This window comes from Myroides sp. ZB35 (assembly GCF_001865835.1).
Taxonomy (GTDB): Bacteria; Bacteroidota; Bacteroidia; order Flavobacteriales; family Flavobacteriaceae; genus Flavobacterium; species Flavobacterium odoratimimum.
Genome location: NZ_CP017769.1, coordinates 3,720,893 through 3,738,308 on the forward strand (window position 1 = coordinate 3,720,893; position 17,416 = coordinate 3,738,308).

Annotated in this window: 18 protein-coding genes; 1 reads left to right on the forward strand and 17 read right to left on the reverse strand. The window is 33.5% G+C overall.

Features of this window, described 5'->3' with window-relative positions; genetic code table 11:
• Nucleotides 1–12 precede the first annotated feature (12 nt).
• From BK054_RS16470 to BK054_RS16525, 12 genes are all read right to left on the reverse strand, one after another.
• Entirely contained in the window at nt 13–1,572 is a 1,560-nt protein-coding gene (locus BK054_RS16470) for a DUF1186 domain-containing protein (RefSeq protein ID WP_232234304.1), read from the reverse strand.
• 147 nt (nt 1,573–1,719) lie between these two features.
• On the reverse strand, nt 1,720–4,146 hold the full coding sequence (locus BK054_RS16475) for a TonB-dependent receptor (RefSeq protein ID WP_071307575.1): 2,427 nt from the start codon (nt 4,144–4,146) through the stop codon (nt 1,720–1,722).
• A gap of 213 nt (nt 4,147–4,359) precedes the next feature.
• Nucleotides 4,360–4,866, reverse strand: coding sequence for a GNAT family N-acetyltransferase (locus tag BK054_RS16480; protein WP_071307576.1), 507 nt, complete (start codon nt 4,864–4,866; stop codon nt 4,360–4,362).
• An 8-nt stretch (nt 4,867–4,874) separates the two neighbouring features.
• On the reverse strand, nt 4,875–5,642 hold the full coding sequence (locus BK054_RS16485) for an ABC transporter ATP-binding protein (protein WP_039329999.1): 768 nt from the start codon (nt 5,640–5,642) through the stop codon (nt 4,875–4,877).
• Nucleotides 5,639–6,637 (reverse strand): FecCD family ABC transporter permease, encoded by a 999-nt coding sequence (locus tag BK054_RS16490; RefSeq protein ID WP_071307577.1) that lies wholly within the window; start codon nt 6,635–6,637, stop codon nt 5,639–5,641. The genes BK054_RS16485 and BK054_RS16490 overlap by 4 nt, the downstream gene beginning before the upstream one ends.
• Nucleotides 6,638–6,644: 7 nt before the next feature.
• Nucleotides 6,645–7,652: an ABC transporter substrate-binding protein gene (locus tag BK054_RS16495; protein ID WP_006258229.1), complete on the reverse strand. Its 1,008-nt coding sequence runs from the start codon at nt 7,650–7,652 to the stop codon at nt 6,645–6,647.
• Between the two features lie 172 nt (nt 7,653–7,824).
• The gene (locus BK054_RS16500) at nt 7,825–8,274 is read right to left on the reverse strand and encodes an urease accessory protein UreE (protein WP_071307578.1); all 450 of its coding nucleotides are present in this window, start codon (nt 8,272–8,274) and stop codon (nt 7,825–7,827) included.
• 7 nt (nt 8,275–8,281) lie between these two features.
• Nucleotides 8,282–8,989 (reverse strand): hydrogenase nickel incorporation protein HypB, encoded by a 708-nt coding sequence (gene hypB, locus BK054_RS16505; protein ID WP_006258231.1) that lies wholly within the window; start codon nt 8,987–8,989, stop codon nt 8,282–8,284.
• Between the two features lie 10 nt (nt 8,990–8,999).
• The gene (locus BK054_RS16510) at nt 9,000–9,347 is read right to left on the reverse strand and encodes a hydrogenase maturation nickel metallochaperone HypA (protein WP_006258232.1); all 348 of its coding nucleotides are present in this window, start codon (nt 9,345–9,347) and stop codon (nt 9,000–9,002) included.
• 455 nt (nt 9,348–9,802) lie between these two features.
• Entirely contained in the window at nt 9,803–10,423 is a 621-nt protein-coding gene (locus BK054_RS16515) for a hypothetical protein (RefSeq protein ID WP_006264027.1), read from the reverse strand.
• A 16-nt stretch (nt 10,424–10,439) separates the two neighbouring features.
• Nucleotides 10,440–11,114, reverse strand: a complete 675-nt coding sequence (locus BK054_RS16520) for a hypothetical protein (protein WP_006264028.1) — start codon at nt 11,112–11,114, stop codon at nt 10,440–10,442.
• 99 nt (nt 11,115–11,213) lie between these two features.
• Nucleotides 11,214–11,582: a winged helix-turn-helix transcriptional regulator gene (locus tag BK054_RS16525; RefSeq protein ID WP_006258236.1), complete on the reverse strand. Its 369-nt coding sequence runs from the start codon at nt 11,580–11,582 to the stop codon at nt 11,214–11,216.
• A gap of 93 nt (nt 11,583–11,675) precedes the next feature.
• On the opposite strand from BK054_RS16525, the gene BK054_RS16530 reads away from it, so the two are divergent.
• Nucleotides 11,676–12,278 carry a nitroreductase family protein gene (locus BK054_RS16530; protein WP_006258237.1) on the forward strand — a complete coding sequence of 201 codons (603 nt, stop codon included), beginning with the start codon at nt 11,676–11,678 and terminating at the stop codon, nt 12,276–12,278.
• Between the two features lie 245 nt (nt 12,279–12,523).
• Here BK054_RS16530 and BK054_RS16535 read toward each other — a convergent pair whose 3' ends face one another.
• The 5 genes from BK054_RS16535 to BK054_RS16555 form a co-directional block, all read right to left on the reverse strand.
• Nucleotides 12,524–13,012 (reverse strand): MarR family winged helix-turn-helix transcriptional regulator, encoded by a 489-nt coding sequence (locus BK054_RS16535; protein ID WP_071307579.1) that lies wholly within the window; start codon nt 13,010–13,012, stop codon nt 12,524–12,526.
• Between the two features lie 70 nt (nt 13,013–13,082).
• Nucleotides 13,083–13,601, reverse strand: coding sequence for a DinB family protein (locus BK054_RS16540; protein WP_071307580.1), 519 nt, complete (start codon nt 13,599–13,601; stop codon nt 13,083–13,085).
• A gap of 1,982 nt (nt 13,602–15,583) precedes the next feature.
• Nucleotides 15,584–15,958 carry a hypothetical protein gene (locus BK054_RS16545; protein WP_051009435.1) on the reverse strand — a complete coding sequence of 125 codons (375 nt, stop codon included), beginning with the start codon at nt 15,956–15,958 and terminating at the stop codon, nt 15,584–15,586.
• A gap of 75 nt (nt 15,959–16,033) precedes the next feature.
• On the reverse strand, nt 16,034–16,342 hold the full coding sequence (locus BK054_RS16550) for a hypothetical protein (RefSeq protein ID WP_006258246.1): 309 nt from the start codon (nt 16,340–16,342) through the stop codon (nt 16,034–16,036).
• A gap of 128 nt (nt 16,343–16,470) precedes the next feature.
• Nucleotides 16,471–17,364 (reverse strand): AraC family transcriptional regulator, encoded by an 894-nt coding sequence (locus BK054_RS16555; RefSeq protein ID WP_006265653.1) that lies wholly within the window; start codon nt 17,362–17,364, stop codon nt 16,471–16,473.
• Nucleotides 17,365–17,416 lie beyond the last annotated feature (52 nt).

The following is a 17,416-nucleotide window of genomic DNA, read 5'->3' on the forward strand; positions in this document are numbered from 1 at the left end:
ATTTTCTCTTGACTAAGCATTAGTATTCTTTAGTAAACAACACTTCTTATATTTCTTACCACTTCCACAAGGACAAGGATCATTTCTATTAACCTTTTGCGAATTGACAATTTGATGATTAGTGAACTGATTTAAAATAAAATCATTATACATCTCATTACTAACACTATCCATATCATCATCAGGTTCTTCATTACCTTCTAACATCATATTGATTTGTCTAATAGTCTTAATTTCTAATTGCAATACTGCATCTAAATCTCCTGTAAGATACATCATAACCTCTTCTAAATCTCCACAAGCCATGTAATCAACATACTCCAATTCAAATAACTTCTTAATTTCTGGCAATAGTTCTTTTGCCTGAATATCAACAACATCTCCTATCAAAAGACCTATAAAACCAGGATCTATTTCTTCTTCTTTTCCCTGAATATAATAATTCATGACAGCTTTCAAACACTTTATAACCTCTTTACGTCTTTTAGGTTGATGCAAAGCCAACTGTGCAACAGCAGATAACACAGCTGTTTTAGAATAAGTATATATAAGTGGTTTTTTGACGTAATCTAATAATACCTCTATTTGGTTTTGTCCTAATTCGTAGATAATCATCCATAAATATTCAGGCAACAGATCGGCAAAATACATGTATAAGTATTCTTCACTCTGTGCTAATACATGCAATAATTTAGGTAAACTCTCTGTTGCTTTTAACTCTCTTAATAATAATAAACTATTAAAAACAAAATTATAATTAGAACTATCAAATTCCTCTTTACTAAAATATGTATAACGAGCAATACTATCATCTAGCACAGCCTCTAAGTCATTTATCAAAGTGGTACGTGGTAAAGCTAACAACATCTGAACATCTTCTTCACTAAGTATTTCTTGTTTGTAAAGAAGTTCAATCTCTTTATGGTTAAACTTAGGTGCTAACTTCTTTCTTGTCTTAGGCTGCTTAATAGTTGTTCTCATATAATCTTCTGTCTCCATAGTACTCTTACTAAGAACCTCTGTAGCAAGAATAAAATTCTCAAAAGCATCTATTAATACTGATTCTGGATTTATCTCTTTAAGTATATCGAGTCTTATTCTGGCTTGCTCAAAATCACCTTTATAGACATAATACTGAACAGCTATATTAGACATTGCTTCTACTTCACTTACATGAAATACTGTTCGCTCAGGATACAATACCTTAAGGTCTAAAGAACTACCCAAAAGTTTTATAACCGTATCAAAGTCTCGATTATCAATACACATTGCTGCTTTATTAACCTTAGCAAATAAATATTCTGGGTGCTTTTTTATTATGCTGTCATTCACCTCAATAGCTTTCTTGGTATTACCTTTTGTGTTATACCAAATCGATAAATAATTTTTAAACTGAGGAATACTAGGGTATGTAGCAATTGTTTTCTCTAATAACTTATCTCCATTTTTACTTCCCTGTATTGCCACTTCATGCATCTCTCCCATTAATTTTGCAACCTTAGGAGTTATTTTCTCATCTACTAGTTGATCATAAGTAATAGTATAACCTATTTGTTTTAGTTTTGCCATCATTAGAGCTATTAAAATACTTATGCTAAAATAATGCAAAAAAACCTTAACAGAATAAACTCTATTAAGGTTTTCTTTTTATCTAAAATAAATTATATTAAATGTTATCACAGATTGCTGTCACAAATTTAAAATCTGTGATAGAAATATCTAAAAATTGTATCCTAATGACACCATCACATTACGAGGTGCGCCTGCGAACACTCTTGTATAGTCAAATCCTCCAAGGAAGTAATATTTATCAAATATATTATTCACATTGACAGCTAGTTTAAATTTATCTAAGTGATAATACACTGCCGCATTAGCCGTCATATAAGCTGGTAGATATCCCCACTGAGCATTCCCCTGAGTATCTTTACCTACACTTTCACTTAACCTTCTCTGATCGACATAATAAGCTCCTGCTCCGAATCCCAACCCTTTAAGTGCTGTATCTGAAAAAACATACTTTAACCAAATACTAGCTGAATTCTTAGGAGCTCCAGGTAACAATTGTCCTTCTTCTGAAGCGATAGCAGACTCTTTTACCTCTGTGTCATTATAAGTATAGTTGGCCATAATTTGAAACTCTTTTGTAAGCTGTCCTCTCATATCTAACTCTACCCCTTGAGAGATTACTCTACCTGACTGTCTATACACTGGTAATCCTGCTTCTGTCAACTGTCCTGTACCGATAAGCATGTCTCTTCTTTCGATTCTAAATAAAGAGAAATCCATTTGCAGCTGATTATCAAAGAAACCTGTTTTTAACCCTGTCTCTACCTGGAAACTCTTCTCTGACTTAAACGCACTATCCGCTCCGTAATCTTTATAATTTGCTACAAAGTTAGCAGCCACTGGCACATACCCCTGAGAATAACTAGCGAAATAATTAATCTTATCATTGATAAGGTAAGTTAACCCAACTCTAGGTAGCCAAGCATTTTGAGTCGCTGTAAAAGGAACCTTAGTATCTGTACTCTCTGACTTATAACTCTCATGTCTCAATCCCAATACCATTTTTAATCTTTCTCCTACAGAGATCTGATCTTGGATATAAACTCCTGTGCTCTTATAAGGGCTCATAAAAGGATATTGTGTGTTTGATCTCCATACATAATTAGTAATATCAGCGCCTTGATATACAGGATTATTCATGTCAAAAGTCAAAGCTACTACCTCTCCATTCTCTTTCTTACTTCGCGCCTCGCGTTGGTAGCTATTTTTATCTCCTTTATACTGAGCATAATCTACTCCTACTACGATATGGTGGTCAATATTTTTGCCATATTTATCCCATTTTAAGTACGACACGAAGTTATCCGTATACTCCTTACCATGACGATCAAAGAAACGCAGATTCACCACTGTGTTCTCAGGTGGATTAGCATACGTATTTAGTGTTCTGTGTTCATTCAAATCTTCTTCATAGATAGACTTCATATAATTCACATGTAGATTTACATTATCTGTAATACGCTGTGTTAAGCGTCCGCTAAGTGTCGTAGTCTTGGTCTTAAAGTAATCTGAAGGTTGGCTCAAGGTAAATGTACGTGGCAAAGCATATAAATCTCCTCCCTTAGTACTCATCCCTCTATCTAAATAACCATTGAATTGATCGAATACTAAATCTACATCAAACGTTGTTCCCTCCACTGGTTTAAACGTGAATGAAGGCGCTACTGCGAAGTTCTTGCGGTTATTAATATCTCTAAAGATTTTAGAACTTTCGTACCCTGCATTTAAACGATATAATATCTTCTTATCTTTATCAATAGGTCCTCCTACATCAATAGTAGTTCTTAAAGTCTCAAAGCTCCCTGCTGAGAAATTAATTAATCCTTTATGATTTTCTAATGGTTTTTTAGTCACCATATTAATTGTTCCCCCAGGAGCAATATCTCCAAATAAAGAAGCCCCTGGTCCTTTAAGTACTTCAATACTCTCAAAGTTAATCGTCATCGGCGAACGATAGTAACTCTCTCCAAAACCATAGGCAGAACGCATTCCATTTATTAGACGAATACCATTGTCATAACCACTTTTAAATCCACGAATAACAAACTCATCATATACAGATGCTTGTGTTACACCTGCCAAATCAGGGATTACATCTGCTACTTGGAACACTTGTTTGTCCTCCATTAACTCACTTGATACAATCGAAATAGACTGAGGCAAATCCTTTATTCTCCCATTGTACTTTCCCCCTAATACTGTAGAGTTGGTTAAATATGAATTATTTCTTCTTGCCGTTACTAGAATCTCTTGCAATTGACTCACATCTTCTTCAAGCTTAACGACAAAACCTTCTTTATAGTTCTCCTCTGTAAGTTCTACTGACTTCTGCTTATAGCCTAGGGCATTAATCTGTAATAACAGAGGAAACTGCACTTGATCTACTGTCATAAACTCCCCTCGTTCATCACTCTCTTCTACACGATCAGTACCGATCGTAACAGTAGCATAAGCTATGGGATTATTCTTCTCTCCTAATATTCTACCCGATATCTTCTGAGAAGTTTGGGCATTAGAGAGATAAGGAAGTAATAGAGACAATGCTATTATTCCTGATTTACGTAAATATGTTTTCATTAGTAAATGTGTTTCTTAATTTATATTCGATATAGGTATTCTCAAGTTTGTTAGTACTTGGGAATGAGTCCGTAGTAAGTCCGTTATGAGTCCCTAGTGAGTCCGTTATTTTGCTTAAATTAACGGACTCACCATGAACTTACATTATAATCACTCAATTCTTATTCAAAGCTAGAGGTGCTGTAAACTCATAGTAACAATTTATAATCCGTACTATTTATCCCTAACCGTTCTATCCATATGCAGTGTCTCAAACTCACCATACATCGTCGTTTTAATGAGTTGAAAACCTTGTTTTTGCCAATATTCAAAAGCGCCTGTTAAGAAAGGATGCGTATGTAAATACAGTATATCTATCCCTTTTTCCTTCGATACTTCTAATAAAGCATTAAACAACTTAGTTGCCAATCCTATTCTTCGATAAGCAGGCTCTACAAAAAGACGAGCGACCTCTACTGTGCGACTATCTCTATAACCTAAATAGTAAAACCGATAATCATAAGGCATCATCCCTATCACACCCATGATATTATCATCACAATCTCTTGCCTGTAGAAAACATCCGTCTGGGTGCAAAAGATAAGTCTGTTCAAAGTTTAAAAGGTCTCGGGGGACTATAGTACTATCTAGCATAGGAAAAAGACCTTTTCTAAATGCTTTGACATATTCTTTTATATCTTGAGCTTGATGTAACTCTACTTTACTGATCTGAATATTCATAATACCAACTATATTAAAGGCATAAACATAGGTTTGCCTTGATTATCTATACGGTGTAATGGCAACTGATAAGTCTCTTCTAACAATCGGTGTAACTCTTCCCCTTGTACCTCTTGAATATCTATCAACTGTTTATTTTGCATCAGATAAAATCGCTCTCCATACATAAACGCAAGATTGGGGTCATGCATTACACAGAGTACAGTAGTACCTTCTTCTGCTAATTGTTTAATACACTTCAATACTGCTACCTGATAATGTAAATCTAAATGATTAGTAGGCTCATCAAGCATCAACACCTCTGGCTTTTGCACTAATACTCTACACAATAAGACTAACTGACGCTCTCCACCCGAAAGTGAGGTATAAGGCTTATCTATCAGATGAGATAATTGAAAGCGAGATAATATATCGACTACCTCTTGAAAATCTTGTTCTGCAGGAGCAAACTTCGCAAAAGAAGCCCTCCCTGTTAGAATAACTTCTTTCACTGTAAAGGGAAAAGTAGTCTGATGAAACTGATTTAAGAATCCTATACGCATATATTGTTCTTTTCCAAGTTTAATCATTCTGCGTTCTTGTCCATCAAAGCACACCTGTCCGTGATACTTCTTTTCTAAACCTGCTAGGATATTAAACATCGTAGACTTACCACTTCCATTTCGCCCTAGTATAATAGAGAGTTTACCTCGCTCAAAAGACGCATTCACCCTGTCTAAGACCACTTCTTTAGCGTAAGAGAACACTAAGTCTTGTATTTCTATCAACTGTCTCATACGCTCCAACTGGTTAAACTCTTCTTCATCAAATAAATAAATATAGGTGCTCCTATAATCATGGTAAACACGCCTACTGGAATCTCAAAAGGCATTACAGCACGAGAGAAATCATCTATCAACAATAGAAAAGAACCTCCTATACTGATATTAGCCCAAACACCAATATTGTTATTAGGTCCGAATACCATTCTACTCATGTGAGGCACGATCAGTCCGAATAGACTAATCACTCCAACTGCAGCTACCGAAGAAGCAGTAATCATCGTCGCTACACAGATAAGAACAAGCTTCAAATACTTCGGGTTCACCCCTACGGCTAAAGCTTCATTATCTCCTAACGACAAAAGGTTAAGTTTCCAACGCAGTAATACAATTATAAATAAACCCAAAAGTATAGGTGCAAATGCAGTGTATACTTTAGACCAAGAAGCAGTGTGTAAATTTCCCATAGTCCACTGTACTATCGCTTGTAGTTTATAAGGGTCACTCATATATTGTAACAAGGTTAGCAAAGCTGTAAATACTCCTGATACGATAATTCCTGACAAGACCATACTTACTATAGAAGTACGACTCCCTGCATAAGATACTGTATAAGTCAATGCTACAGCACATATCCCAAAGGCAAAGGCAGACAGATTAATCGATATAAAAGGAAATAGCATAGCTAGAGCAGCTCCGAAGGCAGCTCCTGAAGAGATACCTAAAGTAAAAGGGTCTACTATAGGGTTGCGAAAGATAGCTTGTAACACTCCTCCTGATACAGCAAGAGAGGCTCCTACTAAAAAGGTTAAGATAATACGGGGCAAACGCACTTTCCACAAAATCGTCTCTATCGGGTCTGTAGAAAGTTCTGAACTGCTAAACCACTTCACAGTATGGCTAAATAGCTCTGCTGGAGATAAAGTCCCCGTAGTTCCCAACATAAGAGACCCTATTAATAACCAAATAGGAATAATCCACAATAACCCAACTTTAATGCTATATCTCATATATAGTTTATTTCTGACCTTTTGTATTGTATAATATATTCATCGCTTCATCTATCTCTGCTCTTAGCGCATCTTCTGTGTACTCAGGGTAACTCCATTGACGAACTTGTTTGGCAAATAATAAAAACTTCACTGTGTGAGGATCGTATAAGAATGAAGGTTTCATGACCTTTACTTGTTTATTTACTACTGCAGGTAGATTAGCTAATTCGCTTAACCCATATACATCGCGCTCATTAGAGTTCCACAGAAGGATGATATCAGGATTCCATTTGTACAGCATCTCCGCTCCTACATTAGGAGCTTGCATCTCTAAAGGACATGCATTAATAGCTCCAGATAGTGTAATCGCCATATCCATCAAAGTACCTTTACCCGAAGTAGAAAGTACTCGTCCTTTAGACCAAGCATAATATACTTTCTTTGGGCTTTCTACTTTAGAAGCTTCCATTTCTACTACTTCTTTTTCTATATAATCTGTGATTTTAGTAGCACGATCAGCTTTCCCCAGTAGTGTTCCTATTCCCTTAAGTTCACTGATAATTCCTTTTTGATCTTCACTCGCAATGGTAAACACAGCGATACCTAAATCTTCTAGTTGAGCTACAGCTTCTGCATCTTGATCAAAAGTGATGACTAAGTCTGGCTGAAGTCCTATAATCGCTTCTACATTAGAAGACCCTCCACCGAAAGTAGGTGTGGCAATCTCTTTCTTAGCCATGCGACTATCTAAAGTAGATAGAAAAGAGAAAGTATCTTCATTCAAATAAATTTGTTGAGGGATCCCCACTAACTTCTCTTGTGCATCTAACATAAATACATCATCTACCAGAGCCTCGTATAAAGCCACTACTCTAGTAGCAGGCTTAGATAGACGAACCTCTTTACCACGACTGTCTATAGCTACAAGCTCTGTTGAGGTAGGTTCTGTAGATTGTGTTGATTCTGTACTTTGTTTGCACGATTGTAATAATACAAGTGAAAACAATACAGTTAATAAATATCTTAATTTCATAATTCTTAGAATTTACTCGTCACAGATTGCAAATCTGCGACAACTGAGTTGCGGTTTACAGTTAACAGCTTACAGTTAACGGTTAACGGTTTACAGTTAACGGTTTACAGTTTACAGTACTATCAGGCTTCTGTTTCCTGTTTTCAGTTTCCTGTTTTCAGTTTTCAGTTCCCTATTTACTGTATTTCTTTTTGAGTAGTTTAGAAGTAAATAACTGTCTCTTCTCTAGCACAATATTATTTGCAAACTTGCTTGCCAATTGTTCATATAGATTACCGTCATAAGGCACTAAGAAGGTGTTATCTCCTTCTATAAACACAGGTAAATGTCTATTGCCTATATAAAAAGAGAAATCAGCTACCTCTTGTCCTTTATCCGATTTAAACTGTATTGTTAAAGTGGGTTTAATAACAAGTTGAGCGATTAATTCTCCTTGACAATACAATGCATCAGCGTGTTGCCAGTCCCTATTCTCCTTCAGTAGATGTAGTTCAACCCCGTTAGTAGTCAATCGATGAAATAGATGCTTTTGTGTTTCGAACCATTCGATTTCAAACACATCTATTCCCTCAACAATTCGTTCGCGAGGTTGAATATCATCTATATAAATTGTTTGTTGCATAAGTGAGTTACTCTGCTGCGTTTGCTTTTTTAGCTTTTACACGTTCTTTTAACCATTCGCACCACTCGTCTATTCCCTCTCCATTCGTTGTACTAATCGTCAATACTTCGATATTTGGGTTAACCTCTCTAGCATCTTTCGTTACATTCTCTACTGTAAAAGGAACATAAGGAAGTAAGTCGGCTTTAGACACTAACATTAATTCACTAGTCAAAAACATACGAGGGTATTTCTTCGGCTTGTCATCTCCTTCTGTAGTTGCTAATAAAGTAACTCTATAGTCTTCTCCTAAATCAAAAGCAGATGGACATAATAAGTTCCCTACGTTCTCTATGAATAATAAATCCGTTCCTTCTAGGTCAATATGATCTAAAGCTTGAAGAATCATCTGTGCTTCAATATGACACATTCCTCCTGTTACGATCTGAAGTGCATTTAACCCTACTTCTTTCATACGAACAGCATCTCTATCAGTCTCTGGATCACCTACTAATACTGATATGTTTAAGTCTTTTCCTAGACGTTTACCTGTTTCTTGCATTAAAGTTGTCTTACCAGAACCAGGAGAAGAACAAACATTAATAACACAAACATTCTTTAAGCGTTCTCTAATAGCATTAGCTACAAAGTCATTTGCTTTTAACAAGTGTAATGTGGTATTATCACATTGTAATGAACCTACGCGATTTCCTAAACTTTTTGGATTCGATGCCATAAATAATGATTTATAATGATTGTTTAAATATTACTTTTGAAATATATAATTCGTTGCCTTGTACAATATCAGCTGACGGAGTACCACATGGGCAAACAAATCGGTGATACTCTACCTTAAAGTCTTTATCACAACTGTGACAGTGCGCTATGATATCATTGACCACCACCTCTAACTCCATGTCTCTATAGACCTCATTATCGATGATAAAGGCATCAAAGGCGTTCTGTATCAGCACAGGCTGTACATTAGATAACAACCCTGCTGTGACCTGTATTTTCTGAATATCTTCTACTTTAGCCTCATAGTGCTCTTCTAGTGTAGAAAAGATATCTTTCACGATTGACAATTCATGCATCGCTTTACATTTTAATTCTATATATACTCTACTATAACAGATAAAAAGGTATCTACAATTTTTAGACCCTTTCTTGTTTAACTGTGAAACTTGAAGTAATTCTTTACAGTTAAACTATTTTTTGATTAGTGTGGATTCTCGCTGATTAGGTCAGTACTATTCTTTTCGGTTTGAATAGACACTAATTTCACTTTTCTTTACAAAATACTTTAAAGTGGTATTTCTAAGAATTGCTGTTGTTAATAAATCAAAACCAATCACATACTAGCCACGCCCCCTTTATTAACGGTACAAATGTAAAAACACTTCTCCATCAAGAATAGCACAAATCTTGACTATACTACCATAAAATAGGCATTCACATTTCTTTAAGAGTAGTGGATATAGGAGAATATAAATGGGGAACTGAGTAGTAAGAAACAAAAAAGCCGAATACCTTATGATATCCGACTTTGTTATTTTTTCTCTCTATGCTTGTTAATTGAGATATAATCTCTAAAAACAAAAACGACTAATAATAAGAAACTACCTAGAATCAAGTATTTCTTATTACCCATTTGTTCATAAAACTCCATTGTACGATTGCGTTTCAACTCAGGAAATAACGGCTCGTTTGTAATAGAGTCAACAATTATGATATCATCTAGCATATTAATATTTTCATTATAATATTTATCATGTACACAAATTATCTTATCATCAAGCACTATATACATTCCTCCTTTCAGGTAAAGCGTTTCTAGTATACGAATATAACTAGCATACTCCATTTTTTCTCCTAGCAAAATATTAACTCCACTATCATAATCTTCATTCTGTGCTATTTTGTCTATTTCATTTACTATTTTATTGACAGTTGAAGCATCATTTTCAATATTTCCATTTAAACTAAAATCAACAAAAGTCATTTTTTCAATAGGAATATTTCCATCAAAAGTACATGCACCAATACCCTCTCCCATACGAACAACTATAGCACTATAAGCCTTATACGAATTAGTATAACTAAAATACCACATACACATAAGTGGCAGTAGTATGATACTGATCATTCCAGGTATGTAATATTTCTTCATAATCTATATCTTTATTTTATCCAAACTTAGCATTTAAGAACTCTTCCCTTTCTAAACCTAAACAATCTGCAAAATACTTAGCAATCATTTCTCTAAGCTCCTTTTCATTCATTGTATTAGGATCTCTTCTACTCTTAAAATAGTTTTTCTCAACCATTAGTTTGACCAACTCACCTACCGTCTCTACTTTAAACTCCTTCCTATAATCCTCAGCTACTTTATAAGCAAAGAGCCAAATAACTCCTCCTAACATTGCATACAATGTTGTAAAAAATAACAATACAAACAACACTAAAAAAGTAACCACAAGTATAGTAACAACGTCATCCTTCATTTTTAAGATATGTAACTTAAATCCTAAATCTTCTTCTACCCTATTAATATTCTCAATACGATTCTGTTTAGGGAATAATTCTTCTAATCGAGTACTCGGCTTTATATCAGACTCATTTGTATACTTATGAAGAATTGTTCTCAGTTTATAAAAAGCTTGTTGAGAAGTACAGTCTTCTTTTTTCTCTTGCTTAAAATAGCTAACTATTAAATCTAACATCTCAGCCACATTCCTTACTTCCGCAAGTTTCTTAGGATCTAAAGGCAAGTCATATTCATTCACAAAGTTTTCAATGGCATAGTCTAAATCCTCATATTGGAATCCTTTAAACACAAAAGGTTCTTTTACTCCCTCCATAACCAATTCATTTTTAAACACCTAAAATAACACTTATTCCTTTTCCCTAAACACAGAATCAAAAAAAGGATACTACATCTCTGTAATATCCTTTCTAAGTTATTCTAGGGAACAAGGAGGTGGACTCACCACGTGCACCTTGTCATTATTCTTGATAATCTCTTTTCCAAAATCAGAAATAGTCTGGATAAGAGGAAGCAATGTTCTTCCAAAATCAGACAATTCATACTCTACTCTTAGAGGAGGCTTACTAGTATACACTGTTCTAATGACAATACCATCTGCTTCTAACTCCTTAAGTTGTAAACTCAAAGTACGCTCTGTGATATTGACCAAATCTTTTCTAAGCTCACTGTATCTCTTTTTTTCGGCAAGGTACTTTATAATTGCAGCTTTCCATTTACCTCCTATAAACCTCATCGTCACACTCGTACTACAAGGATAATCTTTATCGTCTATACTATACATTAGTTACTATACTTTTTGACCGTTATTGCAAATATAAATCACTATACTTAAGTTTGCAACTATAAAAATGATAGTTAATTTAATATTAGAAAAATGAGCTTTTTAGAAATTGCTAAGAGTAGATACACGACTAAAAAATATGATTCTACTAAAAAAATAAGTGGTGACAAAATAGAACAATTAAAAGATATACTACAACTAAGTCCTTCATCGATTAATAGCCAACCATGGAAATTTACTATTGTTGAAAGCACAGAAGTAAAAAATCTATTAGCAAGTAACTCAGCTTTTAATCAAACAAAGATAGAAGATGCTAGTCACTTAATTGTGTTCAATGTACTAAGTACAAAAGAATACTTTGAGAAATTGCGTTTAGAAAATGCAGCTGAAGGTTCTAAAATGTATTACAATAATTTTCTAAAACCTAAATCGGAAGAAGAGGTTACAGCTTGGTTAAAAAATCAAGTATATATTTCATTAGGATTCTTCTTAGCAGCTTGTGGTACAATGGGAATTGATGCAACACCAATGGAGGGTATTAATACCCTAGAGTTTGATAAGATTATCAATGAAGATGGAGTTTACAAAAGTGTTTTTGCTGTAGCAATAGGATACAGAAATTCTGAAGATACTAACCAACCATCTGTAACTCCTAAAAATCGCCTAGATAAAGAAACTACAATAGAAGTTAGATAATTAAACTACAACTCATGTTACTTCTAACAACAAAAAAGCCAAGAAATCTTATCCTTGGCTTTTTTGTTTTACACAATTGTCTTCTAAAACTCAATTCAAAACAAGCAATCCACATACTTCATAACGCATTTTAAAAGGTGTTTTAAAACACTTTACACATTTATCAAATATTCGTTCATTCAAACAAAAACAAGCTCTTAAAACAAGTTATTTTGAATTAAACAAAAAACCACGCCTAAGAAACGTTACTTCTCATCGTTCTTCGAAGTACTCTCTGAATGATTGTGATTCTCAAACAATGATTTCAAATTAAGATCAACAATAGGACGATAGGGTCCCAATACATTAAAAAAAGTATTGTCAACTTCCTCCACAACCTTCAATGCTTTTTGTAAAAGTTCCACTCCACTCGGAGTTAAAGTAATCACTTTTGCACGTGTATCCACAGGGTGATCTTTACGCTTAATTACCTTCTTCTCTTCGAGGGTTCGAAGTACTTTTGACACCATCATACGATCCGTATTACTGTGATTAGCAATATCTATTTGTGTAACATTACTCTCCTCTTTTGACAACCATCCCAAAGCAGACATCAAAACAAACTGTGTATGTGTAATGTCTAATTTATCCAATTCTCTCTTCATAGCTCTTTGCCATAACATCGTTACTTGCCATAACAAATATCCTGAACTTTCCTCTGGAGTACTAAACGGAAAACTTATTTGATCAGTCATAGATTACAATATAATTAATAATTATTACAATTTTAAAAAACACTTGTATTAAACACATAAGTTACCAAATCTATTCATTATCTCTATCTGATTTTTGTCTTAAGTGATGCGCCCAATGCATCGGTATTAATCTAAACCACTCACTAGCGTTTAAATAATCAAAGCCGGGATGTGGTGTTTTTCCTCCCAAATCATTTTTTAATAATTCTTTCCAAACACACATCATTTCGTCAACCTTCTGCAACCCCAGTTCAATTTCTTTTTTACTAACTGGAGTGATAGGAGTATACTCATCCGAAGCAGGTACTTTTATCTTCACAGGAGGAAATTTACCTAATATAGTATAGACCATAAATCCCTTAAAATTCTTTCTCTTATTACAGTTGTTTTTTGCCTTCACACAACACTCAATTTGCTTGCCATGAAAATACAATGTAGAATTAATTAGATGTAAATAAATCTGTCCTAAAGACCAATGATCTGCTGATCCATTTTTAGAAATTTCCACTTCAGAATATGTTTCTAATGCTTTTTTCCATACTTTTGAGACCTTCTCAAAGTCCCTAAAACTCTTCTCTACACTACTCATAACTTAAATATTGTTGTTGCAAATATAGTAATCACAACAACAATATCAAACACAAAAACAAACAAAACAAATAAATAAAATAGTAATTATTAATATTCAGTAACTTACAAGAATCATATAAAGTTTTAAATCATATTACTTTAAATACATACTTATTCAAACAAAAAATATTTTCACTTTAAAAATAGCATTTTTAACAAGTAAAAATGACATTAAAATATCTCCTAAAAAGACTGCCATTTTGACAAAAAATCTTTATCCCAAAAACAAGACATTTGCCACTCCCCTAAAACACATCAAGCTTCACTTGAGCTAAACAACACTTAAAGTAAAACTTTATATAATCAACATAACTTAATATACAAAATCGCCCAACCCTTCTTAAATAGAATACAAAACACCTCCTTATCTAACACAAAAAAGCATTGGTATAAGAACACAAAAACACCCTTTTTTTACAAAACTACCAGACACGATCTCCCACTCTTCTCTTATATATATGTATTAAAAAAACACATACTTTCCCTTCTTCTTTATTGCTTATCACTAAAGCTCATCAAATAAAAAGAACTACAATTCGTACGCAACAGATCTAGCAACATAAAAGTACTTTTTACCGTAATAAAAGAAAATAACAATCTTTAAAAAAGTAAGTCAAATCAACCAAATTACCAGCACATAAAATTAATACCTCAAAGAAACTACCTGACTAAAAACTTAAACTCTCCTAAACTAACCACCTTGTACAATAAAAAAATATCCAATACACCAAACAAAATAGTTATAATTAACACAACAATACAAATTATATATATTCTACTTTACACAAACACTAAAGGAGTAACACAAAGCATCAATAACAATTTCAACAAAATAATTTACTGATAAAAATTGCACCGACATAAAACAAGATGTCTTTATTAAACTAATACACAAAACAACAAGGCACATAAAAAAAGTCTTAGTTATATTGTAAAAAAGACTCACAATACAAATACCTTATTAAGACTTAAACAGAGAAATACAGAATGACAAAAAACAACAATTCTCAACTTAGTAAAATGAATAGACCCCTCCTAATTGATAAAGTAAACAGAGGTGAAAAAAAGGAGTTATACTACAACTATACTTCTGCCAAATAGAAGCACAAAAAAGGGTAAAGCACCTCTAGCTACTCTACCAAAAAAGGGTTATTTAAAATATAAAGGAGGCGCAAAAAAAGAAGTGTGATTGTATTAAAAAGCCATACTAAGATAGCTATTATAGTATTAAAAGAGGTTCAAAACACCTCATTTTACTTCTCAAAACGATTAACAAAACAGTAAAAAGTATTATAAAGAACACTAGAAGCACCACACCTCACAAGAGTTATTAGGAAGTGTAATAATGAAAATCTTTCATTAGAAGGCTTTAAAATGCTCTAAATACAGTAATAGTAGTCATTCCATAATCAAAACAACACACTTACACAAAATACTGTAAATAAGCAAAATACAGAATACAACTAAATATAAAAACAAGACAACTAACACAATTAAAGCTAGTTAAAAGAAAGGTTAGTTTGGCGTAGTTTCTAACCCTTATTAGTACAAAAAAACTTGTTTATAGCCCAAAACAACAGGTGAATTACTAACATTCCTCCTATCCCTATAAACCCAAAAAACAGATATATACCAAGGTCAACCATACCACATCGAGAGCCAGAGAACTCACCTATTGGATATAATTTTGAGACAAATACAGAAGGAAAAACAATCAGGAATAAGAAAAAAATAAGAGCAGATAATGCATATCTCTACCTCTTAATCCCCTTTTTATAGAAGATTAAATACCCTAATATTTGAACTACTAAGACTGAAATAATGGTCACTAATGGGTTGAGATAATAAAACATACTGACGAATTTATAGATATCAATGTTTAGGGATTTATCCCAACTATTACTTATACAAAGTAAAGAAATACCACCACATAATAGTTAGCTATTTATAGCGATTCTCTTCGCGAAAGCGAAATAAAACAGTATTATTAAGAAGATAAAACACACCTGCTCCACTAAAATACATCACGCAATCTAACCAATCTCCCGTATAACGAGGATTTTGCTGGGGTAAATACCATTCAAAGTAAACACTATAATATAAAGCCACAAAAAGGATAAGCGATAGAGGTAATAGAAGATCTGCCTGCTTCTTTAACTTCCTCAGTATGTATTGACAGATACTCAATGCCAACGGTAGAGTCAGAAAATCATTGACATAATTGTTAACCCAAGCAGGCAAAACAATATGAGATTTCTGCAAAACATAGATAACAACAGAAATACAAAGGGCTATATAGAAAAGTGTTTTCTTCATACAAGTATAAAAGAGGAACGATTACAAGTTGTAACAGCTCCTCTCATTCTAATTTTTTAAAAAATAAACGACCTACTATGCTGCTATAAATCCAATAAGATAAGCTATCCCAGCCATGATAGATACCCCTACCACCCATATAGCATTGACTATCATAGCTGGCACTCTGATAAAAGGATTGGGGTGCTTGAGCATTCTACGAGTAAATTTCTCAAAACTAGTTAGTTCTCTATTTACTTCTTTTTGTATTCTTTCATTAACAACTCTTTGTTGTTCCATTTGACGGCGTAAAACCACATTGATTATCTCTCCACAATTCGTACAATAATCACTATTGACATTCTCTGTTTTACACTTTTGACAAGTGATATAATGCTTACTCATTTCAGTTTGTTTTATCAATAAACGTTACTATGTTATATAAACAGGACAAAGTTTAAACAATCTGAAGGATTAAAAAAGAACATTTGTTACCCAAAACTGTTCTAATTCACTCTTATTATATCCTATAATCAAATTCTTTTTCGATATTCTCGAGGAGAACAACCTACTTTTCGTTTAAAAAACTTACCAAAGAATGAAGTAGTATTAAAATGAAGTGATTCTGCTATCTCTGATATACTCAATGTCGAGTTAGTCAAAAGTAACTGTGCCTCAACTATTACAGCATCATCTATTAACTCCCCAATAGTCTTAGCCGTAATCTCCTTTATCACCTTAGCTAAATAGCTTTCAGAAACACAAAGTCTATCAGCATAAAAACGAACCAATTTCTCTGATTTAAAATGAAGCTGAAGAAGCTCTAAAAACTGAATAGTAAGGCTTTCCTTTCGAGACAAATTACTCTTTAATTCCTTATAATTATAATGACTCGCATCTACTAATTCCAATAAAAACAAAGCAAATAAATGCTTAATAGCTTCTTTTTGATTAGCAGACTTCCCTTTTTGGGTATTCTTATGATTGAGTAAAGTACACAGACTTAATAAAGAAGTTTGTTGCTCTTGATTCAGCATTAATTTAGTTACTGTATTCGGCGTTAGTAAGACGAAAGTACTCTTCTCATTTTGGGTATGTGTATTCTCTATCGCAAAAGCCCGATCAAAACTAATAGCAATAAAGTTAATATCTTGACTAAACTCCTTAAACAGAATAACCATCTGTGGAGGAATAATCGTTATGGTACCAGGTTCTAATCGATACTCTATCAGATTTACCTGTACGGTAATCATTCCTTGAGTCACAAAGAGCAAAGTATAATTCTCATTGCGATAAGGATGTTTTAAAGGATTATCTGTAAAAGAAGTCTGTACATCTACATAGATACCACTATCCTGATACTCCTGATCTAATAATCGAAGGATATCTTTTATGGTATAGTCGTGTATCTGATCAGCATTACTCATCTTTTTTATTTACAAAAATAGAGAAAACCTACTTGATATACGCTCTATTATC